Below are 25,495 nucleotides of genomic sequence, written 5' to 3'. Positions count from 1 at the left end.
CTCATTTCTCCCGTAACTGATAGCGTCTGACCGCCCGATTGTGTTCATCCAGCGTTCTGGAAAACACATGACCGCCCTGACCGTCGGCCACGAAATACAAGGCATCGCCAGCGGCCGGATGAACGGCGGCTTCCAGTGCGCCCGCTCCCGGCAGGGCAATCGGCGTCGGCGGCAAACCCTTGCGCGTATAGGTATTGTAAGGGGTATCGGTGACCAGATCGCGACGGCGAAGATCGCCATCGAATGCCGCGCCCAAACCGTAAATCACCGTCGGATCGGTCTGCAACAACATCCCCGCGCGCAGGCGCCGCGCGAACACCCCGGCAATGGCGGGCCGCTCCGCTGTCAGTCCGGTTTCCTTTTCGACAATCGATGCCAGAATCAGTGCCTGATATGGATCATCCAGCGGCAGATCGGCGGCGCGCTGGCTCCATGCTCGCGCCAAACGCTGCTCCATCGCCGTCAGCGCCCGCCGCAGAAATGCTTCGTCGGTGAAGCCAGCGGGAAAATGATAGGTATCCGGGAAAAACCAGCCCTCGGGATGCCGCCCCGGTCGATCCAAGCGCGCCATGATCTCGGCATCGCTCGCCTCCCGCAGGGTCTGCGCGATCTTGGGATGCGCCGCCAGTGCCTGTCGTAATTGCTGGAAGGTCCAGCCCTCGACCACGGTCAACGGATATTGGATCACCTGACCGGTTGCGATTCGTTCGAGCAAATCGCGCGGAGTCATTCCCGGTGCAAGGGCGTATTCGCCGACCTTGAGGCGGGGCGCCAAGCCATTGAACCGGGCGTAGGCTTCCAGATAGAACGTCGAACGCAACAGGCCTGGCTGCCGCCGCAACTCCCGGGCGATCGCGCCAATCCCCATCCCCGGCTTGACTTCCAGCACCAGGCCGTCCGTGGGTACGCCAAGCGGCGTATCGAGAAACCGGCGATAATCAGCGTGAATTCCATACAACGCCGCGCCAGCGACCAGTACCGCTAATGCAATCGACAGCGAGAGACGAAGCCGCACGGAAAAACGCATTCCTTACACCCGGCCCGCGATTTGCCCGGGAGCGGGAACGGTCTCCAGCCTTTCCCGTCCCCCATCGGACGAAGCCGCAGGTAACGTCGAAAGCGTTCGAGCAGGCCGGGGAGAGAGCAACGACAAGGAGCGCGGTCAATCCAGCGCGCGGAACACCACCGTGCCGTTGGTGCCGCCGAAGCCGAAGGAATTGGACAACGCCACTCGGACCCGCCGTTCCTGCGTCTGGTGTGGGACGTAGTTCAAATCGCAACCCGGCTCCGGTTCGTCCAGGTTGATGGTGGGCGGCGCCACCTGATCGCGGATGGCCAGCACCGAGAAAATCGCTTCCACCCCACCGGCGGCACCCAGCAGGTGACCGGTCATCGATTTGGTCGAGCTCATCGCCAAGCGATGGGCATGATCGCCAAACACCGCCTTGGCGGCGTCGCTTTCGATCTTGTCGCCGGCCGGCGTGGACGTACCGTGGGCGTTGATGTAATCCACATCTTCGGGAGCGATTTCCGCATCGCGCAGGGCGTTGCTCATCGCCCGCCGCGCGCCGTCGCCGTTGGGCGATGGCAGCGTCATGTGGTAGGCGTCGCCGCTCATGCCGAAGCCAATCAGCTCGGCGTGGATGCGCGCGCCGCGCCGCTTGGCGTGTTCGTATTCTTCCAGCATCACCACGCCGGCACCGTCGCTCAACACGAAGCCGTCGCGATCCTTATCCCATGGCCGACTGGCTCTTTCCGGCTCGTCGTTGCGTACCGACAGCGCGCGCGCGGCCGCGAAGCCGCACAAACCGGTGGGTGTGGTCGCCATCTCCGCGCCGCCGGCCAGCATCACGTCGGCATCGCCGTAGGCGATCAATCGCCCGGCCAAGCCGATACTGTGGGTACCGGTGGTGCAGGCTGTCACCACCGCCAGGTTCGGACCCTTGATCCCGTACAGCACGGACAGGTTGCCCGATATCATGTTAATGATGCTGCGCGGCACGAAAAACGGTGTCAGTCGACGCGGGCCACCCTTCAGAAAAGCCGAATGACCTTCCTCGATGCCCGGCAGACCGCCGATTCCCGAACCGATGAAAGTACCCACTCGCTCGGCGTTGGCTTCGGTGATCTCCAGCCCGGAATCCTGGATCGCCTGCACCGCCGCACCGATGCCGTAATGAATGAAGAAATCCATCTTCTTGGCTTCCTTGGGATTCAGGTACTGCTCGACCTGAAAATCCTTGACCGGCCCGCCGATGCGTACCGGAAAATGGCTGGCATCGAAAGCGGTGACCGGTCCGATCCCGCTGCGGCCAGCCAGGATGTTCGCCCAGGCGGTTTCCACGGTGCTGCCGACCGGGGACACAATACCCATGCCCGTTACTACCACTCGCCGCTTGGCCACAAAGCTACCCTCTTGTACGCTGCACCGACAAAACAAAACCGCGGAACCCGGCGAGGGCAACCGCGGCGACGGATTTTGATCGGTACGGGACTGACACCTTTAACCGTTATGGGACGAGATATAGTCGATGGCCTGTTGCACTGTGGTGATTTTTTCGGCGTCCTCGTCGGGGATCTCCAGTTCGAACTCCTCTTCGAGCGCCATGACCAGCTCCACGGTATCCAGGGAATCGGCGCCGAGGTCTTCCACGAAAGAGGCTTCGTTGGTGACCTGCTCTTCCTTCACTCCCAGTTGCTCGATGATGATCTTCTTGACGCGGGCTTCGATGTTGCTGATGTCAGTCATGATAGTTTGTTTCCTCGTTGTGAACCCGGACAACCATGGCATTGCCGCAGGGTATTGTATGGAAAATTCCGGCGCGGATGCCATTCATTCTAGCCGCCAGCACCGTCAGGCCATGAACATGCCGCCATTGACGTGCAGGGTCGCTCCCGTGACATAGTCCGCGTCCGCCGACGCCAGAAACGCCACCACATTGGCGACATCCTGCGGCTCGCCCGGCCGTTGCAGTGGAATCGACTCCACCAGGGCCAGACGCTGCGCTTCCGGCAGCGCCCGGGTCATATCGGTATCGATCAAACCCGGTGCCACGGCGTTGACAGTGATGTTGCGGGAACCGACCTCGCGCGCCAGCGACTTGGTGAAACCAATGATACCCGCTTTAGCCGCAGCGTAATTGGCCTGCCCGGCGCTACCGGTGGCACCGACCACCGAGGTGATGCTGATGATGCGCCCGCGCTGGGCTTTCATCATCCCCCGCAACACCGCCTTGCTCAGCCGGTAAACCGAAGTCAGATCGGTATCGAGAACGCTCGCCCATTCCTCTTCCTTCATCCGCAGCAACAGGTTGTCGCGCGTGATGCCGGCGTTATTGACCAGGATGGTCGGCGCGCCGAATTCCTGAGTCACCGCCTTGAGCGCCGCGTCCACGGCTGCCGGATCGGTGACGTCCAGACGCAGGCCGCGCCCCCTGATGTCAAGATCGCGCAAATCCCGATCGATCGCCTCGGCGCCGGCCTGTGTGGTCGCGGTACCGATCACGGCCGCGCCGCGCCGTCCCAGTTCACGGGCGACGGCCTGGCCAATGCCGCGACTGGCGCCAGTCACCAGTACGATTTCGCCATCCAGTGTCGTCATCGTAAAATCTCCTTCGCGTTCAATACTTCAGCAGGACCGCGCCCCAGGTGAACCCACCGCCGAAACCTTCCAGCAGCAGGATATCGCCGCGCTGGATGCGACCATCGCGCACCGCCACATCCAGCGCCAGCGGCACCGAGGCCGCCGAGGTGTTACCGTGCAGCCGCACGCAATCCACCATCCGCTCCTCGGGCAAACCCAAGCGCTTGGCGGTGGCCGCCAGGATGCGGCGATTGGCCTGATGAGGAATCAGCCAGTTGACGTCGGCGACTGTCATGCCATTGGCGGTCAAGATTTGTTCGGCGATTTCCTTCAGGGTGTGGACCGCCACCTTGAAGACTTCGCTGCCACGCATCTCCACGAAAGCGGCGTTTCGCTGAGTCTGGTCGTAACCGCTGGACACGCCGGCCGGCACCCACAACAGCTCCTTGTAGCGGCCATCGGCGTGTAGCCGGCTGTCGATGATCCCCGGTTCGTCCGTCGCTTCCAGCACCACCGCGCCGGCGCCGTCGCCGAACAGGATGCAGGTACCGCGATCCTGCCAGTCGATGATGCGGGTGAAGGTATCCGCCCCCACCACCAGCGCCCGCCGAGTCGCGCCGGTGGCGATGAAACGCCGGGCGATGTCCATGGCGTAAACGAAACCGGTGCAAACCGCCTGTACGTCGAAAGCGGGGCCACCGTGGCAACCCAGTCGATGCTGCAACTGCGTGGCCACACTGGGAAACACATGATCCGGCGTGGTGGTGCCCAGCACGATCAGATCGATATCGCGCGCCTCGATACCGGCGGCCTCCAACGCGCGTCGGGAAGCCTGCTCAGCCAAGTCGCAGGTGGTCTCCCCAGGGGCGGCGACATGGCGTTCCTCGACACCGGTCCGCTCGACGATCCAGTCCGCCGTGGTCTCGATCATCTGTTCGAGATCGGCGTTGGTCAGTATCTTTTCCGGCAGGTAGCCGCCGGTTCCGATGATTCTGGCGTGGTTCAAAGCGCTTGCCTCGCGGCGTGAAGGGCGGCCAGATGGGCATCGATACGCCGCGGTACCGCCTGCTCGACTTCCAACATCGCCACCCCGATGGCGTTGGCAAACGCCAGGGCGTCGGCACCGCCGTGGCTCTTGATCACGATACCCTGCAAGCCGAGCAGGCTGGCGCCGTTGTAGCGACGGGGATCGATCCGACGGCCGAAGGCGCGCAGCACCGGCAAGGCAACCAGCCCAGCCAACCGAGTCAGCAGGTTTCGTTTGAATTCCTGCGTCATGTAATAACGGATCAACCGGGCCACGCCTTCGCTGCTCTTGAGCGCGACGTTGCCGACGAAGCCGTCGCAGACCACCACGTCGGCATCCTCCAGATAGACGCCGTCGCCTTCCACGAAACCGACGTAATTGAGGTCGCTGGCCGCCAGCAACCGGGCGGCCTCCCTGACCTGTTCGTTGCCCTTGATATCTTCCTCGCCGATATTCAACAGAGCGACTCGCGGCCGTTCGATGCCGTTGACGGCCGCCAGCACCGAACCCATCACCGCGAATTGCAGCAGATGCTCGGCCTTGCTGTCGACGTTGGCGCCCAAATCGAGCATCCGGGTCTGGCCGCGCACGGTGGGCAACGTGGTGCAGATGGCGGGGCGATCGATACCGGGCAGGGTCTTGAGCACGAAACGGGCGGTCGCCATCAGCGCGCCGGTGTTGCCGGCGCTGACGCAGGCGTCGGCTTCACCTTGCTTGACCAGATTGATCGCCACTCGCATCGAGGAATCTTTCTTGACGCGCAGGGCCTGGGCCGGCGACTCGCCCATGCTCACCAATTGCGAGGCATGGCGGATGACGATTTGAGGATGCCCTCCGGCCTTGAGCAGAGCGGCCGACAGCACATCCTCCTGCCCGACCAGGATCAGGCGCAGCGAATCGCCGGCGGTCTCAAGCACGCGCAAAGCGGCGGGCACGACGATGTCGGGACCGACATCGCCGCCCATGCCATCCAGGGCGATGGTCAACGGTTTGCTCATGGGCCGGGCAGGATGGCGGAGGAATCCGGCGGGCGGGGCGACACGACGATCAGTCTTCGCTGTCGACCGCAGCGGGCTCGCTGATGACCTTGCGGCCGCGATAAAAACCATTCGGGGTGACGTGATGGCGGCGATGCAGTTCGCCGGAGGTGCGATCCGTCGATAGCGTGGCCGTGGTCAGGGCATCGTGGGCGCGACGCATACCGCGTTTGGAGGGACTTTTACGGGATTTTTGTACGGCCATGACTCAATTGCTCCTTTTGGAATCTTGCAACAAGGACGCTAGCGCCGCGAAGGCTTGAGGTTGTCCAACATTCGGCGTCGGTTGGCTAGGCGGCGCATGATAACCGGCGGCCTCGCATTCGCGCGCATCCCGATGGCGGGGAATCTGCGGCAAAGCCAACAACAGTTCGTCTTCCACTAGATCGGCGACGGCCAGGTCGGCGCCAGCGGCCAGCAGTGGTTCGCGCTGGCTGGGCAGGCGGGCGAACTCGGGTTCGGACTCGGCACGTATCAGCGCCAAACTGACCGCCACCCGCAACGGCAACCGCAGTGGACCCAGGCAACGCTGACAAATCAGTTCGACCTCGGTTTGCAACGAGCCCTCGACGAAGCGCAGCCCTTGCTCGTCAACCCCCGCCGCCAGCGCCACACTGACCGTGCCGTTGGCATGTTCGAGCAAAGCGGCCAACCGCGGCAGCGCCGCCAACCGCAACTCGCCATCCAGCCGCCCGTTCTCGGCGGCCAGTTGCCAGGGGTCGATCCGGTCGGGAAGCGTTGGGATTTGCATAAGGCGCGGAATAATATAGGCATGCTCGATTTCTGTCAAAATAAAGCCAAATTCCGCATAATTGTTCAGATTTCCAACCTGTTCACCACGCTGCCGCCATGCCCGAAACCCTGCCCGATGGCCGTCGTCTGATTCTCGCTTCCACTTCGCCATTCCGTCGCGAGCTGCTGGCGCGGCTGGAATTGCCGTTCGCCGTCCAGGCGCCGGACACCGATGAAACCCGCCAACCCGACGAACCGGCGACGACGCTGACGGCGCGGCTGGCGGAAATGAAAGCCCGCGCGGTCGCCCAGCGCGAAACGGCGGCACTGGTGATCGGTTCGGACCAGGTCGCGGAACTGGATGGCGAGGTGATCGGCAAGCCCGGCGACCACTTGCGGGCAGCGGCGCAACTGCGGCGGGCGGCGGGACGCGCGGTCACTTTTTATACCGGGCTGTGTCTGCTGGATAGCGCCAGCGGTCAATGCCAGGTGGTGGTGGAGCCGTTTCGGGTCGTATTTCGGACGCTGACGGCGGCAATGATCGAGGCTTATCTGCGGCGCGAGCGGCCGTACCAGTGCGCGGGCAGTTTCAAGTCCGAGGGCTTGGGCATCGCCCTGTTCGAGCGGCTGGAGGGCGACGACCCCACCAGCCTGGTCGGCTTACCGCTGATCCGGCTCACCCGGATGTTGGAGGCGGCCGGGGTCGCGGTGCTGTGAGAGCGGGCGATCGCGTTTCAGGCAGTCCCGCCCCTTCGTGAAGATTCGCCAGCCGGCAACCCTACCGCCATCGTGCTGTTCCATCGAACTCCAATACCTTCAGCAGCGCCGCGCCCAAACTGGCCTCCGCGCCATCAAGCAGCCGTTCCACCCATCGGGTGCGCTTGGTGTAATCCACCATGGTCTTCTCGCCGATCACTTCCTCGGCCACAAAGCGAGTGTCGCCCAACGCGTCCACCAGCCCCAGCTCGACGCTCTGCTCGCCGGTCCACATCAGGCCACTGAACACCTCCGGGTTGTCCTGCAGGCGCCCACCTCGACCCTGCCTGACCGCCGCGATGAATTGCTGGTGGATCGCATCCAGCATCCCCTGTAAATGCTGAACTTCCGTCGGGTTGACCGGCTTGAATGGGTCGAGAAAATCCTTGTTGTTCCCCGCCGTGTACGCCCGCCGTTCGATACCCAACTTGGCGATGGCATCGGTGAAACCGAAACTGTCCATCCGCACCCCGATGGAACCGACGATGCTGGCCTTGTTGGCGTAGATATTCTGCGCCGCCGCCGCGATGTAGTAGCCACCCGAAGCACAGACGTCGCTAGCCACCGCGTGGACCGGAATCTTGGGATGTTTTTGACGCAGTCGCTGAATCTCGTCGTACACCTCGCCCGCCTGCACCGGACTGCCGCCTGGACTGTTGATCTGCACGATCACCCCGACCGTTTTCTCATCCTCGAACGCTTTGCGCAGCGCCTCGATCACATTCTTGGCGCTGGCCTCGGTGCTACTGGCAATCAGCCCATCAACCCGGACCAGCGCGGTGTGACGCTTGCCGCCACTGGCGGTGGTATCGAGACTATCCGGCCAAGCCAGTACCAGCAGCAGCACCAGATATGCAAAAAACAGCAGCTTGAAGAAAATCCCCCAACGCCGGGTCCGCCGCTGCTCGGTCACGGCGGCGAACGCCAGCTTGCTCAACACTTCACGCGCCCAGCGCTCATCATCGGGCAGTTTCGGATTCGGATTCGGGTCGATCATGGGTATTTCTCGCTTACCTACCACTCAGGCTCGCCAAACGCAGGCGGTCCAGGACACTCTTGAGTTCGGCATCCAATGGGGCGCTCACCGCGATATCCCGGCCACCCAGCGACAGGCTCAAGCTGTGGGCGTGCAGGAACAAGCGGCGCAGGCCGCAGCGTTCGGTCATCGTCCGGTCGAACGCCGCATCGCCGTACTTCGCGTCGCCAGCCAGCGGATGACCGATGTGGGCCGCGTGAACGCGGATCTGATGGGTACGGCCGGTGGCGATGCTCGCTTCCAGCAGCGAAGCCAGCTTGAACAGGCTGACCGGGCGAAACCGGGTCAGGGCCGGTTTCCCGTCGTCCACCACTTCGACCAGCCGCTCCCCGCCGCGCAACACGTTGCGGCGTAAAGGCTGGTTCACCTCGCGCGGGCCATGGTTCCAGTAGCCTTGCACCAGGGCGAGATAGCGTTTCTCCACTCGCCCGGTCCGCAAGGCGTCCTGAATCAGCCGCAACGCCGCCGGAGTCCGGGCCAGCAGCAAGCAACCACTGGTGTCGCGATCCAGTCGGTGCGCCAGCTCCAGAAACGGCTCCCTCGGGCGCAGGGCACGCAATAGCTCGATCACGCCATAATCGACCCCGCTGCCTTTGTGCACCGCCAAGCCGGCCGGCTTATCGAGCACCAATACCTCGCGATCCTCGTACAGCACCGCCGCTTGCAGGCGTTCCGCCCAGCCCGGCGGCGGCCGGAACGCCCTGTCCTCGCGCTCACCCAGCCGCACCGGTGGAACACGCAGCCTATCGCCGGCTTGCAGCCGCTGGCAGGGTTGCACCCGGCCGCCGTTCAAGCGGACTTCCCCCTTGCGCAGGATTCGATAGATCAAGCTTTTGGGCGCACCCTTCAGCTCGCGCAGCAGAAAATTGTCGAGGCGCTGCCCGGCGTGCTCCGCAGTAATCTCCAGGTGGCGTACCCCACTGGTGGGCACGGAAGCAGGCATCGTTTGAAGCGCACCAATCGGACTGTTATAGTTCATGGAAGTTGTCGCTGATTGGCCCGAAAGGCCGGCGAAACAGGATTCATACACGATATCGGTTTTCACATCCGCACGCCAGCAACACAGGCGGGCAGGATTTGTTAAACGGGTTTATCCGCCGCTCACCCGACCTATTCTAAGCGGCTCTTGACCGCGCTCCCAGCCGACTGGTTACGAACTTCGCGGCGCATCTGGACCTTGCCCGACGCACTGTATGCGATCGTCGGGCTGTTTGTCATTCCAGTTACGCCTCGGCGACAACTGCGTCGCCACCGGTGATGGTCGAGCGCAGGGAATCTTTTCAATGAAACGCATGCTGATCAACGCAACTCAGCAGGAAGAGTTGCGCGTGGCCCTCGTGGATGGCCAGAAACTTTACGACCTCGATATCGAAACTCCCGCGCGAGAGCAGAAGAAATCCAACGTCTATAAAGGCCGCGTCACCCGCGTCGAACCGGGATTGGAAGCGGCATTCGTCGATTACGGCGCCGACCGGCACGGGTTTCTGCCCTTCAAGGAAATCACCCGCAATTACTTCGACCCTCAATCCATCGCCGACGGCGGTCGACCGAACATCCGGGAAGCCATCAAGGAAGGCCAGGACCTGGTGGTCCAGGTGGAAAAGGAAGAGCGCGGCAACAAGGGCGCGGCACTGACCACTTTCATCAGCCTGGCCGGCCGCTATCTGGTGTTGATGCCCAACAATCCGCGCGCCGGCGGCGTGTCGCGGCGGATCGAAGGCGATGATCGCCAGGAAATCCGCGAGGTGATGAGCAGTCTCGACATCCCCGATGGCATGGGCCTGATCGTCCGCACCGCCGGCGTGGGCCGCTCGCAGGAAGAACTGCAGTGGGATCTGGATTACCTGCTGCACCTGTGGCAAGCGATCGAAACCGCGTCCTCCCAGAAAAAAAGCCCCGTTCCTGATCTATCAGGAAAGCAACATCATCATCCGTGCCTTGCGCGATTACCTGCGCGCCGACATCGGCGAGATCCTGGTGGACAACCCCACCGTCCACCGCCAGGCACAGGATTTCATGCAACAGGTGATGCCGCACAACCTGAACAAGCTCAAGCTGTATCAGGACAACGTGCCCCTGTTCACCCGCTACCAGATCGAATCGCAGATCGAAACCGCTTACCTGCGCGAGGTCAGTCTGCCCTCGGGCGGTGGGATCGTCATCGACTACACCGAGGCGTTGGTGTCCATCGACATCAATTCGGCCCGCGCCACCCGGGGCGCCGATATCGAGGAAACGGCGCTCACCACCAATCTGGAAGCCGCCGAGGAAATCACCCGGCAATTGCGGCTGCGCGATCTGGGCGGTTTGATCGTCATCGATTTCATCGACATGAACATCGCCCGCAACCAGCGCGAGGTGGAAACCCGGCTGCGCGAAGCCTTGAAAATGGATCGCGCCCGCGTACAGGTCGGCCGGATTTCCCGGTTTGGCTTACTGGAAATGTCGCGGCAGCGGTTGAGTCCGTCGCTGGATGAAGCCAGTCACATGATTTGCCCGCGCTGCAACGGCCAAGGCACCATCCGCAACATTGATTCGCTGGCGCTCAGCGTGCTGCGGCTGATTCAGGAAGAAGCGATGAAGGACAAGACCGGCCGGGTTGTGGTTCAGTTGCCGGTCAAGGTCGCCACCTTCCTGCTCAACGAGAAGCGCGAGGCGATCCGCGCCATCGAACAGCGCCATCGGGTCGGCGTCATGCTGATACCGAACGAATCGCTGGAAACCCCGCACTTCAAACTCAATCGGCTGCGGGTGGACGAACTGTCGGAAGCTCAGTTGTTGTCGTATACCCTGGCCGAAGACTTCGAGGAACAATTCGAGCCGGCGGCGGGCACGGCGGCGCGCAGTTCGGACGAGGAACCGGCGGTCAAGGGCGTCGCGCCGACCACGCCGGCCCCGCTTCCCCCACCCGCGCCGACACCCAAGCCTGAAGTGAGCCCGAGCTTCTTCCGCTGGCTATGGAGCAACCTCTTCCAGCAGGCTCCACAACAGCAAGCCCAGCCAGAACGAACCAGTCGGCCGGGGGGAACCCGTCCCACCAAGCCGGATCGGCAGCGCCGCGACCGTACCCATCGGCGGCCCGAGACGGAACCCACCGTGGAAACCGCCGCCAATGGGAATAATGGCGCCCCGACCGTTTCCGCGACGCCTCCCGCCGTCATCGCGCCACCGGCCGAGGATTTACGACCAAAACCCAGCCTCGATGCCGAAGCCTCGGTGCCCGCCCTTCCCGGCGAACCGGCTGGCGAGCAGACCATCGGCCCTGAAACCGAAGAGGAAAGTTCCGGTGCGCGCAATCGCCGCGGCCGACGCGGCGGCCGGCGGCGGCGGCGCGGCGAAACGGCAACCCCAGCGGACGCGACCCCGACCAGCGTCAATTCCGGCAACGAACCCGATGAATCAGATCAAGCGACCGCGTCCGGCTCTGGCGGCACGGAATCGCACGACTCGGGCAGAACCGCCGCCGCGCCCGCCGAGGCACCCTCAGCCACACCGCAACGGCGCATCCGCAGCGGCCGCCCCCGCTTGCCACAGGGAGCCACCGCCGTCGTCAAGACCCGCCCCACAGGTGCTGTACCGCCGACGGTGACATCCACATCCGAAGAAGTATTGATCCCCCCACCGTCTCTACTCATGGAATATCCAGTGGCCGAGGAAGAGATGGAACAGCCAGGAAACGATCACGAAACGGCCTCGTCTCCGACACAAGCCGAACCGCCGATGACGGAACCACCGCCACCCTCGGCCAAACAGATCGAAACTTCCGAACCAGCGGCCACCTCGATGGAAACGGCGGCGGTATCGACCATTCCCGATTCCGTACCGACTCTGCTCGAACCGCCCACTCCAGCGGTTTTCAGCGAAGTGGCGACAGACCAGCCAGCGCCCACAACCGTAGAAGTGGAGACCACCACCAGCGAAATCGAATATGCCGTGAGCGCACCGGCCGCCACCGAAAGCGAAGCCGCCACCGCGCCCAGCACCGAGGATGCAACGACGTCTTCGACCGAAGCTCCCGAGCCCTGCTCTCCTGAGCCCGACACGACGCCTCCCTCAGTTGCAACCGCGACCGCCGCCGAGGACGACGTGCCGGCCACTTCGCCCCAGCCGATCGCCGCGAAGTTCGAACCCGAAGCGCCGGAAACGACGACTCAAGCGGAAGCTGCCCCTTCCATGCCGGAACGCGAGTCGGTCGCCGCCGCGCCTTTCCAAGAAAACACGATTTCGGTCGAGGTCGAGGGCGAAGTCGTGGTGGCAACGCTTGCCGCAGCCGATGACACCGGACAGACGGAATCCACCCCAAACGAGCCGCAATCCATTGGATCGACCGATTCGCCACAGTCGGAATCTGACGACACCGATCGAAAACCGGCCTCCTGATCGACGACGAAAAAAGCGGGGCTGATCGACAGCCCCGCTTTGCCGAACCAACGCTTGGCTACCGCCGCTCAAATTCGATAGCGTTCGCGCAAATGAAGCAGCAAGCCCTGGGCGCCTTCCTCAACCAGATCCATGACCCGTTCGAAGCCGGTCGGACCACCGTAATAGGGGTCCGGCACTTCCCGCTCCGGCAAGGCGGGGGCGAAGTCCATGAACAAGCGAATGCGGGACCGCAGCTCCGCGTCCTGGCACGCGGCCAGCAGATCCTGGTAATTCGCGCGATCCATCGCCAGCAGGTAATCGAACTCGACAAAATCGGTCGCCGCCACCCGCCTGGCGCGGATGTCGCGCAAATCCACGCCCCGGCTCAGCGCCGTGGCTTGGCTGCGGCTATCGGGCGGCGTGCCAATATGGTAGGAATGGGTGCCGGCCGAATCGACATAAACCTGTTCGACCAAGCCAGCCCCTTCCAGCATGCGCCGGAAGACCCCCTCCGCCATCGGAGAGCGACAAATATTACCCATGCACACGAACAACACCTTAACCATCGCCTTCGACCTCGCTACTTCCAACCGTCGCGGAGAGCCGAACATCGCGCGCACCGCTTGCATAAATTTGAATTTCATCACCTTGGCCGCCGTCCATGCCACGGATTGATCCCGAAAAACTGCAAAAATTGCTCGGTCAGATCCTGCATTACCAAGGCCGCCCCCATCAGGTCATCGAGATCCTGAGCGAGGAGCCGGCGTTGGTGTTGCGCGACCGTCAGGACCGCAAGATTCTGCAAACCAATCAATACGGTAATGCCAGCGGCTGGGCACCGCAAACCTTCACCGTTGCCTTATTGGATGCCGGTCGCGACCGCCTCAACCCCGACTTACCCGAACTGGCCGGGTTCGACCTGTTGCTCTGAGCGTTCCAACTCCGCCACCACCCGCGCCAAGTCGGCTTCGGTGTCGATTCCGGGTGGCGGGGCTTCGGCGGCCTCGACGACATGGATGCGGATACCGTGCCACAGGGCACGTAACTGTTCCAGCGACTCGGCCCGCTCGGTCGGCGCCGGTACCAGGCGGGGATAACGGCGCAGCACCGCCGCCCGGTAGGCGTAAATCCCGATATGGCGGTAATAAACGGCGCCATCGTCCGGCAGTTCGGTCAAGCCGCTCCCACCGCTCGCAAACGCCTCGCGATGCCAGGGAATCGGCGCGCGGCTGAAGTACGATGCATCGTCCAACGCGTCCCGCACCACCTTGACCACGTTCGGGTCGAACACCTCCTCCAGTCGCCGGATCCGGGTACAGGCCGTGGCGATGCCGGCTTCGGGACGCGCCTCCAGCGCCGCCGCCACCTGTCGGACCAGCACGGCCGGCATCTGCGGTTCGTCGCCCTGCAGGTTGACGATGATATCGTCGTCCGGCCAACCGCGCCGATCCGCCACTTCCGCCAGTCGATCGGTGCCGGACGGATGTTCGGGCGCGGTCATGCACACCGCCGCGCCGAACCCCTCGGCCACCTCGCGGATGCGGGAGTCGTCGGTAGCGATCACCACTTCCAGGGCGCCGCTGGCCAAGGCCCGTCGGTAAACATGTTGGAGCAGCGGCTGCCCGGCCAGCAACCGTAGCGGCTTACCCGGCAGACGGGTCGAGGCGTAACGGGCCGGAATCGCCACTCGAAACCGGGGACCGCCCTCACGCACTCGGATCGACCTCTTCATCCGCCAGCCGTCGCGCCTCGGCTTCCAACATGACCGGAATGCCGTCGCGCACGGGATAGGCCAGACGACTCTCCCAGCAAATCAATTCCTGCCGCGCCTTATCGTAGATCAACGGTGCCTTGCTGACTGGGCAAACCAGAATGTCCAGCAGTTTCTTATCCATCTCGTTTACCTCATTCTCGGGAAACATCGGGCTGGGGATGCGTGCCAGCCCCACGGCCCGGTTTTCCTCGTTCGCGTCGTATGCCCTTGGCCAGGGCGATCGCCGCCAGCCGTTTGAGAAAATGCTCCTCGAAATCCGGATCGAGCCACGCATCGACCGGCACACACCAACACCCCTCCGCCGCGAAAGCCCGACACTTGATGGCATCCTTCTCGGTCATCAGAACCGGTAAATCCTGTCGGAAATGAATGTCCTCGGGCTTGAAGCGATGATGATCCGGAAACGGATGCTCGATCAGCCGTAACCGGGCGTGTCGTAAGTGATCGAAAAACCGCCCCGGATCGCCGATGCCGGCCACCGCATGGACGGTGCCGTGCCGGAATCCGGTCAGCGCGCTGCTGACACAGGGATCGTTGAGGTTCACTGCGGTTTCGCCGCGCAGCGACATCAGATATTCCCCACTGCGAGCCGCGCCGTTGCCAATCACGAAATCGACCTCGCGCAAGCGGGAGGGTGGTTCTCGCAGCGGCCCGGCGGGCAGACAAGCTTCGTTGCCCAGCCGGCGAGACCCGCAGATCACGGCGATTTCGATATCGCGCCTCAATCGATAATGCTGCAAACCATCATCGCTCAGGACCACATTGCAATCGTAGGTTTCGAGCAGAACCCGTGCCGCCGCAACCCGGTCGGGATCGACTACGATCGGACATCGGCAGCGACGAGCCAGCATGACCGGCTCGTCGCCCACCTGGCTCGGGTCGCTGTCGACCGTGACGTGGCGCGGCCATTCGGCGGACTGACCACCGTAGCCGCGACTGACGATGCCGGGTTTGTAGCCGGCTTCCCGCAGCAGTTCCACCAAGCGGGCCACCAATGGCGTTTTGCCGGTGCCACCGACGCTGATGTTGCCCACCACAACCACCGGTGCGCCGACCGCTTCGCTGTGCAGGAGACCGTGCTTGTACAACAGTCGCCGCCCGCGCACCGCCACCCCGAACAACAAGCTGAGCGGCCACAACAACACGGCGACCAGATTCAGGGAATAACCATGGCGATCCAACCAGTTCATGGTCAGGGCGTCGGCGACGGGTTGGTGGCGGACGGCGGTGGCACGGTGGTGGGCGCGGCGTTCATGGTGGCGATATCCACCTGCCTCAAACCCAGTTGGCCGGCGACTTCCAGTACCGTCACCACCGCCTGGTGCGGGGTTTGGCCATCGGCGCTGATTTTCAATGGCAACTCTCGCCCGCCGGAGGCTTTCAGCAGCCCTTCCCGCAACAGCGCCACATCGGTCGTCGGATCCAGCAGCCGCCCCTCAATGCCATGGATGGAATAATGGCCCGCCGCATCGATGCTCACTTCCAGCGACGCCAGACTGTCCGGCAACGATTTGCCCGATGATGCCTCCGGCAACCGGATTTCCAGCTCCGACTCGTGCCGCAGGCTGGTGGCAATCATGAAAAAAATCAACAGCACCAACACCACGTCGATCATCGGCACCAGATTGAGTTCAGGATCGTCGCGGCGGCGAGGGCGCAGATTCATGGCCGCTGCTCCCTAGCCTCTGTCCCACTATCCAGCAAGTCGATCAATTGCAAGGTCTCCTGCTCCATGCGCACCACCAGTTCATCCACGCGGCCCTGGAAATAGCGGTAGAACAACAAGCTGGGGATAGCGACGGTCAGCCCGGCGGCGGTCGTCACCAATGCCTCGGCGATCCCCACCGACAGCAGACTGAAGTTGCTGTTGCCCTGCACGGAAACCACCTGAAAGATTTTGATCATGCCAGCCACGGTGCCCAGCAGACCCAACAGCGGACTGATGGCGGCGATGGTGCCCAAGGTGTTGAGAAACCGTTCCAACTCATGCACCACATGGCGGCCGGTGTCTTCGATCCGTTCCCGCAGCACTTCGCGGGGACGGCCGCGATTGGCCAAACCCGCCGCCACGATCTGGCCCAGCGGCGAAGCCAGTGGCAATGTTTGCATTTCCTGCTGGTCGATCGCGCCAAGTTCGATCCAGTGCTGGAGAATCGTCATCAATCGCCCTGGCAGCACCCGTGCCCGCCGCAGCGCCAGCAGGCGCTCGAAGATGATGATCGCCGCCACCAACGAGCAGACCAGAATCGGCACGATCAGCCAACCGCCGGCCTTGATCAATTCAGGCATGCCATCCTCTCCATCCCACTTTGCATCGTCACTTTGTCCCAATCTCGTAGTGGGCGTTCAATCATACTGGATTTGGCGGATTTGTCGCGGGCTCGCCCCAGTTAGGGCGCGGTCCAGTAGCGATGGTGGTCGCGTCGGTATCGCTCCGGCGCCAATGGCCGACCCGGTTCCAACCGGAAGGTGAGTGCCCCTTCGTGGGAAGCATCGAGCAGCGTGGCGCCAGTCGCTAGATAGCGGGCCACGGTTTCCGGACGGGGATAATCGAACCGGTTGCGATAACCGGTCGAAAACAAGATGTAGTGTGGTTGCACCGCCGCCAGAAACGCGGGCACCGACAGATTGCGCCGGCCCTGATGCGGCGCGACCAGCACATCGGCGGCCAGCTCAGCGCCGTGGATCGCGGTCAGGGCAGCCTCGGCGCGAGTTTCGATATCCCCCGGCAACAACACGCGACCGGCCGATCCAATCACCTGGAGCACGCAGGAAGCTTCGTCATCAACGAATCCCGTCGCGGGTGGATGCAACAGTCGAAACCGCACGCCGTCCCATTCCCAGTCCTGGCCCACCCGACAGAGTTCAGCGCCATCGATCGGCGTCTGTTCCAGCGATGAGGTTAGAATACGCCCAACCGGCATCTGCTCCCGCAACGAGCGCACGCCGCCGGTATGCTGCTTGTCGGCATGGCTGACGATCAGCATATCCAGCTTAATCACCCCTTGCTGGCGTAGAAAGGGCGCGATCACAGCCCGACCGGCATCCAGCGTTTCTCCCAATCGCGGCCCGGTGTCGTAAACCAGTACATGATGCTGGGTCCGCACCACCGCCGCCAGCCCCGGTCCCACATCCAACAGGGTAAACCAGACCCCGCCAGAAGGTGGCGTGGCGGCGGGTGGCCACAACAGGGGCAGACACAGCGGCAACCCCAGCCAGCGACCCGGCAGGCCGCGAGGCCCCAACAACAGCGCCACACCCGGCAGGGCGAACGCCAGCGCCCACAAGGGTGGCTCCGGCCTGTACCACACCATGCCCGGCCACCGATCCAGCCAGAGCAGAATCCGCCAAAGCCCTTCCATGGTCAGCGCCGCGCCTTCCAGCAACGGGGCCTGCACAGCGGGACCGATCCAACCTGCCAGAACCGCCAGCAAAGTCAACGGCAGTACCGTACAGCCCACCCAGGGAATGGCGATCAGGTTGGCCAATGGTGAAAGTAGCGGGAATCGCTGGAAAAACAGTAGTAACAGCGGCAACAGGGCCAATGCGATGCTCAATTGCAAGCCGATCGTCTGGCCAAGCGGCCGGCGCACGCGCCAGTGTCCACCGACGCTGTAGAGAATCGCCGCCACCGCGCCGAACGACAACCAGAACCCCACCAGCAAAGGCGCTTTCGGATCGATGATCAACACCGTCAGCAGCGCCAAGGCCAGAATATGGCTGGACGCGGCGGCGCGCAGGAAAAACAACGCGGTCATCGCCACCGCCAACATGAGGAAAGCGCGTTGCGCCGGCACCGACAGACCGGACAGCAGCGCATAGCCACCCGCTCCAACCAAGGCAACCAGCGCCGCCGCCCGCGCGGCTGGCCAGCGCAAGGCCAACGCCGGAATCCGGCTCCAGAATCCCCAGGCCAGCGCGAACATCATGCCGGCGATCAGGCCGATGTGCGAACCGGAAATGGACATCAGATGGCCGACGCCGGTGCGGTTGAACACATCCCATTGCCAAGGCGTGATGCCGCCCTGCTCGCCCATCGCCAGCGCGGTCAATACCCCGGTTTGCGGGTTACCGGGCAGCAGGCGGTCGAAGGCTTCGGCTACCTGCTGGCGGTACCGATCCAAGGGATAGCGTTCGGCTTCGGTCAGTAAACGGGGCATCGGATGGGAACGGATGCTGCCCGTGGCGACGATGCCTCTGGCGTACAGCCAACGCTCATGGTCGAAACCGCCCGGATTGAGCAGGCCATGTGGCCGCTTTAGTCGTACCGCGAAGCCCCAGCGGTCGCCAACCCGTAAGGAAGGAATCGTTTTCGCCGCATTTTCGATGCCGGTGGAGTCGCTCCACCACGACAGCCGCAAGCGTTGGCCGACCAAGGTGGCGGATTCCTCGCCCCGCGCCAGCGCCCGGCCGACCACGAACTCAAAACGGGTGCTGCGCCCTCCACGGTCGGGGATGGCGGCGATCCAACCTTCCACCCACATATCGACGCCCTCCAGTTCCGTCGGTAGCGGAGCAGGCGGCGGCACCAACCACAGCGCCCACAGAAACCCAGCCGCGCTCCATGCTGGCAGTCGCCAGCGGGGCACGAATGCCAACACCGCCAGCACACCGGGCAACCCCAAGGTCCAAACACGACCCGGTAGTTCCGGCAGCGTCTGCAAGACCAGAATCCCCAGCAAAAAAGCGACGGCTCCCAGACGCATGGGTGATCATCGTCGTCTCAGCACTCTCGCGCCAACACGCCATCCGTCAACCGCAACACTGCATCCATGCGGGTCGCTAACACCGGGTCGTGGGTGACCACCACGAAACTGGTGCCGAGATCACGGTTCAGTTCGAGCATCAGCTCGAATACCTGTTCGGCGCTATGCCGATCGAGATTGCCGGTCGGTTCGTCGGCCAGCACGCAGGCCGGTTCGGTGATCAAGGCCCGCGCCACCGCCGCCCGCTGGCGCTCGCCACCCGACAGTTCGCCCGGCTTGTGCCGCAATCGCTGGCCCAGCCCGACCCGCTCCAGCAACTCCGCCGCCCGTCTCGCCGCCTCGGCTGATGCCTCGCCGCGAATCAGCAAGGGCATCGCCACATTCTCCAAGGCCGTGAACTCCGACAACAGATGGTGGAATTGATAGACGAATCCCAACCAGCGATTGCGCAACCGCCCTCGGTTGGCATCGCCCAGTCGGCTCAGTTCCCGGCCCGCCACCCACACCGAACCTGCGGTTGGCGTATCCAGACCACCCAACAGGTGCAGCAGCGTACTCTTACCCGATCCAGAACTTCCGACGATGGCCAACCGTTCGCCGCGCCGGATCAGGAAATCGACTTCCCGCAACACTTCCAAGCGCTCGCTGCCCTGCCGGAACGCCTTCGCCAACTGGCGGCATTCCAACACTACTGTTCCATCGTTCGCCGCTTCCATCGTTTTGGCCTCATTCATAACGCAGCGCCTCCGCCGGCTGGGTCCGCGCCGCGCGCCAAGCGGGATACAGCGTCGCCAGCGTCGCCAATCCGAAAGCCACCAGACCGATGGTCGTAACATCGCCCCATTGAACCTGCGAGGGCAAGTCGCTGATCAGATACACATCCGGGGCCAGAAATTTGACCCCGAATAGTCGCTCGATAAAGGGCACCACGACATCGACATGGGTCGCCAACGCTACTCCACCAGCCAAACCCAGCAGGGTGCCGACCAACCCAATGGTAATGCCTTGCACAATGAAGATGCCCATGATGCTGAGCGGCGTTGCGCCCAGTGTGCGCAAGATGGCGATATCAGCCTGTTTGTCGGTCACCACCATCACCAGGGCGGATACGATATTGAAGGCCGCCACCGCCACGATCAGGGTCAAGATCACGAACATCGCGGTTTTTTCGATCTGCACCGCCCGAAAAAAAACTGGCATGATCCTGAGTCCAGTCGCGGGCCAGATAGCCGTCCGGCAACCGCGCGGCGAGCTGGCGGGCCAATCGCGGTGCCTGAAACAGATCGCGCAGCTTCAAGTGCACACCGTTGACCGCTCCATCTGGATACTGGAATAGCTTGCCGGCATCCGCGACATGCACCAACGCCAACCCCCGGTCGTATTCGTACATGCCGGCCTTGAAGATTCCAACCACATCGAAACGCTTGAGCCGAGGTAACACCCCGGCTGGGGTCACGGTGGCCTGCGGGGTAATGACCGTCACTTTGTCGCCTACCATCAGCCCCAGGGCATTGGCCAGTTCCTTACCGAGAATGATGCCGAAACCGCCGGGGCGCAGATCGTCCAGCGAACCTTGCACCATCTTGCCGTCGATATCGGAAACCTGTTGCTCCTCGTCCGGCAGAATCCCTTGGATCAACGCGCCACTGACCAGCGAAGCGTTATTCAGCATCGCCTCGCCGCGAATAAACGGGGCTCCGCCCTGGACTTCGGGATTTTGCAGCACCTGATCCCGCACTGCCCGCCAATTTTCCAGCGGCCCGCTCCAGCGACTGATCGTGGCATGGGCAGTCATGGCCAGAATGCGTCCGCGCAGCTCCTGCTGAAACCCATTCATCACCGACAACACGGTGATCAGGGCGGTAATCCCCAAGGCAATGCCTAGCATCGAAGTCAGGGAAATGAAGGAAATGAAGTGATTGCGACGCTTGGCACGGGTGTAGCGCAAGCCAATGAACAATTCTAGGGGACGAAACATGAACACGATCCCGATCATGAGTTGCGGCGGCTGCCGGGAAACGCGCCATTATAGGACGTTGGCCGCCCAAGAGGCGGCCAATACGACTTCTCGCAAAATTTAAGACGCGATGATTACTGCTTGGCTGGCTCAACCGGCACGGCTGGTACGGCGGCCTTGGGCACTTCGGGCATCTTCGGCGTCGCTGGCATGGCAGCCCCGCCGACCATCAACATATCTTTATTGGCGGTCAACGTCTTTGCGCCGACGCCCTGCACCTTACTCAAATCCTCCACGGACTTGAAAGGACCATTGGCCTCTCGATACTTCACAATTTCGGCTGCTTTCTTCGGACCAATGCCCTTCAAGCCCTCCAACTGCGCGGCGGTCGCCGTATTGATATCTATCGCTTGCGCGAACGTCACTGCGGAACAGAACGCCAGCAACAAACCAAAGATCACATTTATCAATCTCATCAGCATCCTCCCAAAGTATGAAATTGGAGACAGTGTCCTGCTGGCGCGCACGCACCAGTACTCATAACTTAGCCAATAAAAAATACGAATGCAACTTGGATGGAGCTTATTGAGACAAAAACGCTGGAAATGATGCAAAAGTGCGTTTTAACCGGCAAAAACTTGGCGGTTTGCACCGTCACGACAAGATCTACTACGCACTGGTTTTCATCACCAGGTCGGGTATCGGCTTGATCGTGCTCCACTGCAGGCAGCTGGGGCAACACCAGTGCAGGGATTTGACGACGAAGCCGCAGTTATCGCAGCGGTAACGGGCGGCATTGTTAAGCATCTGCGTACTGATGCAGTGCAAGGCTTTCAAATCAGCGTACTCCGCGCCTTCGCCCCGCCCCAACTTAATCTCGACCAGCCGGCGCAGTCCGAGCAGGGTCGGATACTCTCGTAGTTCGCGTTCGAGAAACCGCAGCGCCTCCTCCTCGCCTTCCTGTCGCAGCAACCATTCGGCCAGCGCATCCGTGATCCGTCCGCCATGGTCCCGTTGCTGGACATCACGCAGGTAGGTCAGCCATTGATCGAGATGGCCGAGTGTACCGTAGCACTGACCGAGGGGCGCGATCACTTCCGGAAAATAGCCGCGATCCTGCCGCTCAACCGCCTGAAAAGCCCGGATCGCTGCCTGATGGTCGCCCGCGCACATCGCCAGATTGCCCAACAGCAGGTTGGCACGGGTACAATCCGGATCGCGGGCCAGCGCGTCGAGCAGCCACATTCTGACTTCGGCAAGTGCGTTGCGCGAGTTTGCTTCCTCGGCTAGTTCACAGCAGAAATGCGCGGTCTGCCGTCGCCTGGACTCGCCACCGATCCGCTCCAGCCGATCGCAATAGACAATCGCCTGGCGCCAGTCCTTTTCCTGCTGCAAGATGTGGATCAGGCGGGACAGCGCCACTTCCATGTGATCGGGCTGGTCCACCAACTCCTGAAACAAGGCCTCGGCCCGATCGAACAAGCCAGCGCGCAAATAATCCTCGCCCAGTTCCAGCATGGCCCGGCGGCGCTGATCGTCGGTCAGGTTGGTTCGTGCGATCAGGCTACTGTGGATATGGATCGCCCGGTCCACTTCACCGCGACGGCGGAACAGGTTCCCCAAAGCCAAGTGCGTTTCGGCGGTATCCTGATCCACATCGGCCATGCGGGTAAAAACTTCGATGGCTTGATCCGGCTTATCGTCGATCAGGTAATTCAAACCCTTGAAATACTCGGTGCTGCGAACGGTTGCATCGCTCCGCCGCGCGTGGTCGCGCCGAGCCACCCACCAGCCAGAGGCAGCGGCAATGGGCAACAGCAGCCACAGTAATTCCATCATGGCCCAGCGAAACAGCACCGGTCGCTCAACGCATTTCCCGGCCTGCTTTCCTGACCAACAAGTTGATTTCCTGCTCCTTGCTGGATACAGCCTGACGCAACCGAGCCACTTGCCAGCGCAAGGGTAATACGACGAAGGCTCCGATCAGCGCGGTCACCAATACGCCGGCGGCGAAAGCGTACACCACCACCAGCGCCAGCGACACCTTGACCTCACCCTCGCCCAACAGGTATTTGACGGTCACGTCATTGGCATTGAGCGTGGAAAATTCCACCCCCAACAGTAATACGACCAGCAGAATGGCGGCAATCAGAATGAATTTAATCCAGAACATCAGCTTCCCCCACCGCCGGAGCGGCTTGAAATCGATAGAATGAAGAAGTCTATCGATTTGTGAGCATTCTTCCAGCCTCTCAACAAAAAACCCACTCTATACCGTGGGTTTTTGAACGGCCAATGACAGCCGACCACCTGCCGGATCGATGGAAATATTACAAAAACCCATCGCCACCGTCATGATAAGCGTGGTAGTCGTTGACTCGTTCGCGCAACTCCTTACCCGGTTTGAAGTGTGGCACATATTTGCCGGTCAGCGTCACGGCATCACCGGTCTTAGGGTTGCGACCGATCCGTGGGGGGCGAAAATGCAACGAAAAACTCCCAAAACCACGAATTTCGATCCGCTCGCCACCAGCCAACGATTCACTCATCTGCTCCAACATGGTCTTGACCGCCTGTTCCACATCCTTATAGGGAACATCGCCGCGTTTGCGCGCGAGAATTTCGATTAACTCCGATTTTGTCATGAAGTCCCCCATCGAAAAATGACTACACCTCCCTCCCTTGCGGGAGGGAGGAAATTGCTACAGGCCTTATTCGTCTTGCGCGCCCATCTGCTCCTTGAAAATATCCCCCAAGGTCGCGCCAGTACTGGATTTTCGGCTGTAGTCCTGCATGACTTCCGCCTCCTCGGCCATATCCTTGGCCTTGATCGACAAGGTAATAGTGCGATTCTTGCGATCGACGCCGATGAATTTCGCCTCGATTTCCTCGCCTTCCTTCAACAGCGATCGGGCATCGTCAACCCGCTCGCGCGACAGTTCGGAAGCACGCAGCGTCCCCTCGACACCGTTGCCCAGATCGACCATGGCCCCCTTGGAATCCACCGAAACCACGCGGCCCATGATCACGCTGCCCTTGGGATGATCGGCGACAAAATTGGAGAATGGATCTTTGTCGAGCTGCTTGATACCCAGCGAGATGCGCTCGCGCTCGGGATCGACCGCCAGCACCACTGCCTCGACTTCCTGAGCCTTCTTGTACTGACGTACCGCTTCTTCACCGGGCATATTCCAGGAAATGTCCGATAGATGCACGAGACCGTCGATGCCACCGTCCAGGCCGATGAAAATACCGAAATCGGTAATCGATTTGATCTTGCCGGAAACGCGATCGCCTTTGGCATGGCCTTGGTCGAACTCTTCCCAAGGGTTCTGCTGGCACTGCTTCATGCCCAACGAGATGCGGCGGCGGTCTTCGTCGATATCGAGCACCATCACCTCGACTTCATCGCCCAGCGCCACCACCTTATTGGGGTTCACGTTCTTGTTGGTCCAGTCCATCTCGGAGACATGGACCAGGCCTTCGACGCCTTCTTCGATCTCCACGAAGCAACCGTAGTCGGCGATGTTGGTCACCTTGCCGAATACCCGCGTCCCAACCGGATAACGGCGGGCCAACGCGATCCAGGGATCGTCACCCAACTGCTTGAGACCCAGTGAAACGCGGTTGCGCTCGCGGTCGAACTTGAGCACCTTGACCTGGATGTGATCACCGACAGCCACCACCTCGGAAGGATGCTTGACCCGTCGCCAAGCCATGTCGGTGATGTGCAACAGGCCATCGATACCGCCAAGGTCGAGGAAGGCACCATAGTCGGTGAGATTCTTGACCACGCCCTCGACGATCTGACCTTCCTGCAGATTCTGCAGCAGCGCTTCGCGTTCGGCGCTGTATTCCTGCTCCACTACCGCTCGGCGCGAAACCACCACGTTATTGCGGCGACGGTCCAGCTTGATGACCTTGAATTCCTGTTCCTTACCTTCCAGATAGGCGGCGTCCCGCACTGGTCGCACATCCACCAGCGAACCGGGCAGAAAGGCACGGATCTCGCCGATATCCACGGTGAAGCCGCCCTTGACCTTGCCGCTGATCAGGCCCTTGATGATTTCCTCGCCTTCGAATGCCTTTTCCAGGGCACTCCAGACCCGGGCGCGTTTGGCCTTCTCGCGGGAGAGCCGAGTTTCGCCGAAACCATCCTCAAGGGCGTCCAGGGCGACCTCGACCTCGTCTCCGACCTTGACTTCGAGCACGCCCTCTTCGTTGTAAAACTGTTCGAGCGGAATCAGTCCTTCCGATTTCAGGCCGGCGTTAACCACCACGGTATCCGCCCGGATTTCCACCACCAATCCCTGGACGATGGCGCCGGGCTGCATCTGCTTATCGGCCAGGCTCTGTTCAAACAGTTCGGCAAAACTTTCAGTCATGGGTTATAGCTCAAAAACCGGCGGCACGAGCCGCCACGGGTTGGTTTGCATGAGGTTCGGCAACGACGGGGCGCCCGAACCGGTTTCGAGTGACTGCGCTTCCGCCTCAACGGAAACCTTCAGGGCTTGCGCCCAGAGCG

The 25,495-nt window shown here is 62.1% G+C and carries 25 protein-coding genes and 2 pseudogenes; 3 read left to right on the top strand and 24 right to left on the bottom strand.

The window, feature by feature from the left end; all coding sequences use genetic code 11:
* Position 1 precedes the first annotated feature (1 nt).
* The 8 genes from mltG to E4P82_RS05180 form a co-directional block, all read right to left on the bottom strand.
* On the bottom strand, positions 2-1,015 hold the full coding sequence (mltG, locus tag E4P82_RS05215) for an endolytic transglycosylase MltG (RefSeq protein WP_312914181.1): 1,014 nt from the start codon (positions 1,013-1,015) through the stop codon (positions 2-4).
* Positions 1,016-1,162: 147 nt separating this feature from the next.
* Positions 1,163-2,404: a beta-ketoacyl-ACP synthase II gene (gene fabF, locus E4P82_RS05210; RefSeq protein WP_169247905.1), complete on the bottom strand. Its 1,242-nt coding sequence runs from the start codon at positions 2,402-2,404 to the stop codon at positions 1,163-1,165.
* Positions 2,405-2,503: 99 nt separating this feature from the next.
* A complete protein-coding gene (acpP, locus tag E4P82_RS05205; protein ID WP_169247939.1) occupies positions 2,504-2,740 on the bottom strand; it encodes an acyl carrier protein in 237 nt (78 codons plus the stop codon).
* Between the two features lie 114 nt (positions 2,741-2,854).
* Positions 2,855-3,601, bottom strand: a complete 747-nt coding sequence (gene fabG / locus E4P82_RS05200) for a 3-oxoacyl-ACP reductase FabG (protein ID WP_169247904.1) — start codon at positions 3,599-3,601, stop codon at positions 2,855-2,857.
* A gap of 19 nt (positions 3,602-3,620) precedes the next feature.
* Positions 3,621-4,589: a beta-ketoacyl-ACP synthase III gene (locus E4P82_RS05195; protein WP_169247903.1), complete on the bottom strand. Its 969-nt coding sequence runs from the start codon at positions 4,587-4,589 to the stop codon at positions 3,621-3,623.
* A complete protein-coding gene (gene plsX, locus E4P82_RS05190) occupies positions 4,586-5,608 on the bottom strand; it encodes a phosphate acyltransferase PlsX (protein ID WP_169247902.1) in 1,023 nt (340 codons plus the stop codon). Before plsX ends, E4P82_RS05195 begins: the two co-directional genes overlap by 4 nt.
* Before the next feature lie 49 nt (positions 5,609-5,657).
* Positions 5,658-5,852: a 50S ribosomal protein L32 gene (rpmF, locus tag E4P82_RS05185; protein WP_169247901.1), complete on the bottom strand. Its 195-nt coding sequence runs from the start codon at positions 5,850-5,852 to the stop codon at positions 5,658-5,660.
* 3 nt (positions 5,853-5,855) lie between these two features.
* Positions 5,856-6,398, bottom strand: coding sequence for a YceD family protein (locus E4P82_RS05180; RefSeq protein WP_169247900.1), 543 nt, complete (start codon positions 6,396-6,398; stop codon positions 5,856-5,858).
* A gap of 98 nt (positions 6,399-6,496) precedes the next feature.
* Between E4P82_RS05180 and E4P82_RS05175 the strand changes: the two genes are divergently transcribed.
* On the top strand, positions 6,497-7,096 hold the full coding sequence (locus E4P82_RS05175; protein ID WP_169247899.1) for a Maf family protein: 600 nt from the start codon (positions 6,497-6,499) through the stop codon (positions 7,094-7,096).
* 61 nt (positions 7,097-7,157) lie between these two features.
* Here E4P82_RS05175 and sppA read toward each other — a convergent pair whose 3' ends face one another.
* Positions 7,158-8,132 carry a signal peptide peptidase SppA gene (sppA, locus tag E4P82_RS05170; protein ID WP_169247898.1) on the bottom strand — a complete coding sequence of 325 codons (975 nt, stop codon included), beginning with the start codon at positions 8,130-8,132 and terminating at the stop codon, positions 7,158-7,160.
* 13 nt (positions 8,133-8,145) lie between these two features.
* Positions 8,146-9,114 carry an RluA family pseudouridine synthase gene (locus E4P82_RS05165; RefSeq protein WP_169247897.1) on the bottom strand — a complete coding sequence of 323 codons (969 nt, stop codon included), beginning with the start codon at positions 9,112-9,114 and terminating at the stop codon, positions 8,146-8,148.
* 340 nt (positions 9,115-9,454) lie between these two features.
* Between E4P82_RS05165 and rne the strand changes: the two are divergent.
* Positions 9,455-11,144: pseudogene (gene rne, locus E4P82_RS23530) on the top strand (ribonuclease E); the annotation flags it as partial.
* A 1,475-nt stretch (positions 11,145-12,619) separates the two neighbouring features.
* Here the strand turns inward: rne and E4P82_RS05155 are convergent.
* Positions 12,620-13,099, bottom strand: coding sequence for a low molecular weight protein-tyrosine-phosphatase (locus tag E4P82_RS05155; protein ID WP_169247938.1), 480 nt, complete (start codon positions 13,097-13,099; stop codon positions 12,620-12,622).
* A gap of 95 nt (positions 13,100-13,194) precedes the next feature.
* Between E4P82_RS05155 and E4P82_RS05150 the strand changes: the two genes are divergently transcribed.
* Entirely contained in the window at positions 13,195-13,464 is a 270-nt protein-coding gene (locus E4P82_RS05150; RefSeq protein WP_169247896.1) for a hypothetical protein, read from the top strand.
* Here E4P82_RS05150 and kdsB read toward each other — a convergent pair.
* The 13 genes and pseudogenes from kdsB to rpsA all read right to left on the bottom strand — a co-directional run bounded on the left by kdsB (position 13,429) and on the right by rpsA (position 25,355).
* On the bottom strand, positions 13,429-14,265 hold the full coding sequence (gene kdsB / locus E4P82_RS05145) for a 3-deoxy-manno-octulosonate cytidylyltransferase (RefSeq protein WP_169247895.1): 837 nt from the start codon (positions 14,263-14,265) through the stop codon (positions 13,429-13,431). The genes E4P82_RS05150 and kdsB overlap by 36 nt on opposite strands.
* On the bottom strand, positions 14,240-14,428 hold the full coding sequence (locus tag E4P82_RS05140; protein ID WP_169247894.1) for a Trm112 family protein: 189 nt from the start codon (positions 14,426-14,428) through the stop codon (positions 14,240-14,242). Before E4P82_RS05140 ends, kdsB begins: the two co-directional genes overlap by 26 nt.
* Before the next feature lie 10 nt (positions 14,429-14,438).
* A complete protein-coding gene (gene lpxK / locus E4P82_RS05135; RefSeq protein WP_169247893.1) occupies positions 14,439-15,497 on the bottom strand; it encodes a tetraacyldisaccharide 4'-kinase in 1,059 nt (352 codons plus the stop codon).
* Between the two features lie 2 nt (positions 15,498-15,499).
* Complete coding sequence (locus tag E4P82_RS05130) at positions 15,500-15,973, bottom strand: ExbD/TolR family protein (RefSeq protein WP_169247892.1); 474 nt, start codon at positions 15,971-15,973, stop codon at positions 15,500-15,502.
* Positions 15,970-16,596, bottom strand: coding sequence for a MotA/TolQ/ExbB proton channel family protein (locus E4P82_RS05125; RefSeq protein WP_169247891.1), 627 nt, complete (start codon positions 16,594-16,596; stop codon positions 15,970-15,972). Before E4P82_RS05125 ends, E4P82_RS05130 begins: the two co-directional genes overlap by 4 nt.
* Positions 16,597-16,697: 101 nt before the next feature.
* Positions 16,698-19,013: a DNA internalization-related competence protein ComEC/Rec2 gene (locus E4P82_RS05120; protein WP_169247890.1), complete on the bottom strand. Its 2,316-nt coding sequence runs from the start codon at positions 19,011-19,013 to the stop codon at positions 16,698-16,700.
* 17 nt (positions 19,014-19,030) lie between these two features.
* On the bottom strand, positions 19,031-19,747 hold the full coding sequence (lolD, locus tag E4P82_RS05115; protein WP_246327377.1) for a lipoprotein-releasing ABC transporter ATP-binding protein LolD: 717 nt from the start codon (positions 19,745-19,747) through the stop codon (positions 19,031-19,033).
* A pseudogene (locus E4P82_RS05110) lies at positions 19,740-20,991 on the bottom strand (lipoprotein-releasing ABC transporter permease subunit). Before E4P82_RS05110 ends, lolD begins: the two are co-directional and overlap by 8 nt.
* 113 nt (positions 20,992-21,104) lie before the next feature.
* The gene (locus E4P82_RS05105; RefSeq protein WP_246327376.1) at positions 21,105-21,452 is read right to left on the bottom strand and encodes a ComEA family DNA-binding protein; all 348 of its coding nucleotides are present in this window, start codon (positions 21,450-21,452) and stop codon (positions 21,105-21,107) included.
* Positions 21,453-21,639: 187 nt separating this feature from the next.
* A complete protein-coding gene (gene lapB, locus E4P82_RS05100) occupies positions 21,640-22,827 on the bottom strand; it encodes a lipopolysaccharide assembly protein LapB (protein ID WP_169247888.1) in 1,188 nt (395 codons plus the stop codon).
* A gap of 7 nt (positions 22,828-22,834) precedes the next feature.
* The gene (locus E4P82_RS05095) at positions 22,835-23,143 is read right to left on the bottom strand and encodes a LapA family protein (protein ID WP_169247887.1); all 309 of its coding nucleotides are present in this window, start codon (positions 23,141-23,143) and stop codon (positions 22,835-22,837) included.
* Positions 23,144-23,300: 157 nt separating this feature from the next.
* Positions 23,301-23,615 (bottom strand): integration host factor subunit beta, encoded by a 315-nt coding sequence (locus E4P82_RS05090; protein WP_169247886.1) that lies wholly within the window; start codon positions 23,613-23,615, stop codon positions 23,301-23,303.
* Between the two features lie 66 nt (positions 23,616-23,681).
* Entirely contained in the window at positions 23,682-25,355 is a 1,674-nt protein-coding gene (rpsA, locus tag E4P82_RS05085; protein ID WP_169247885.1) for a 30S ribosomal protein S1, read from the bottom strand.
* Positions 25,356-25,495 lie beyond the last annotated feature (140 nt).

The organism is Candidatus Competibacter phosphatis (genome assembly GCF_012939995.1).
Classification (GTDB): domain Bacteria; phylum Pseudomonadota; class Gammaproteobacteria; order Competibacterales; family Competibacteraceae; genus Competibacter; species Competibacter phosphatis.
Note: the sequence above shows the minus strand (reverse complement) of the source record. Positions and strands in the feature narration are given on the sequence as shown.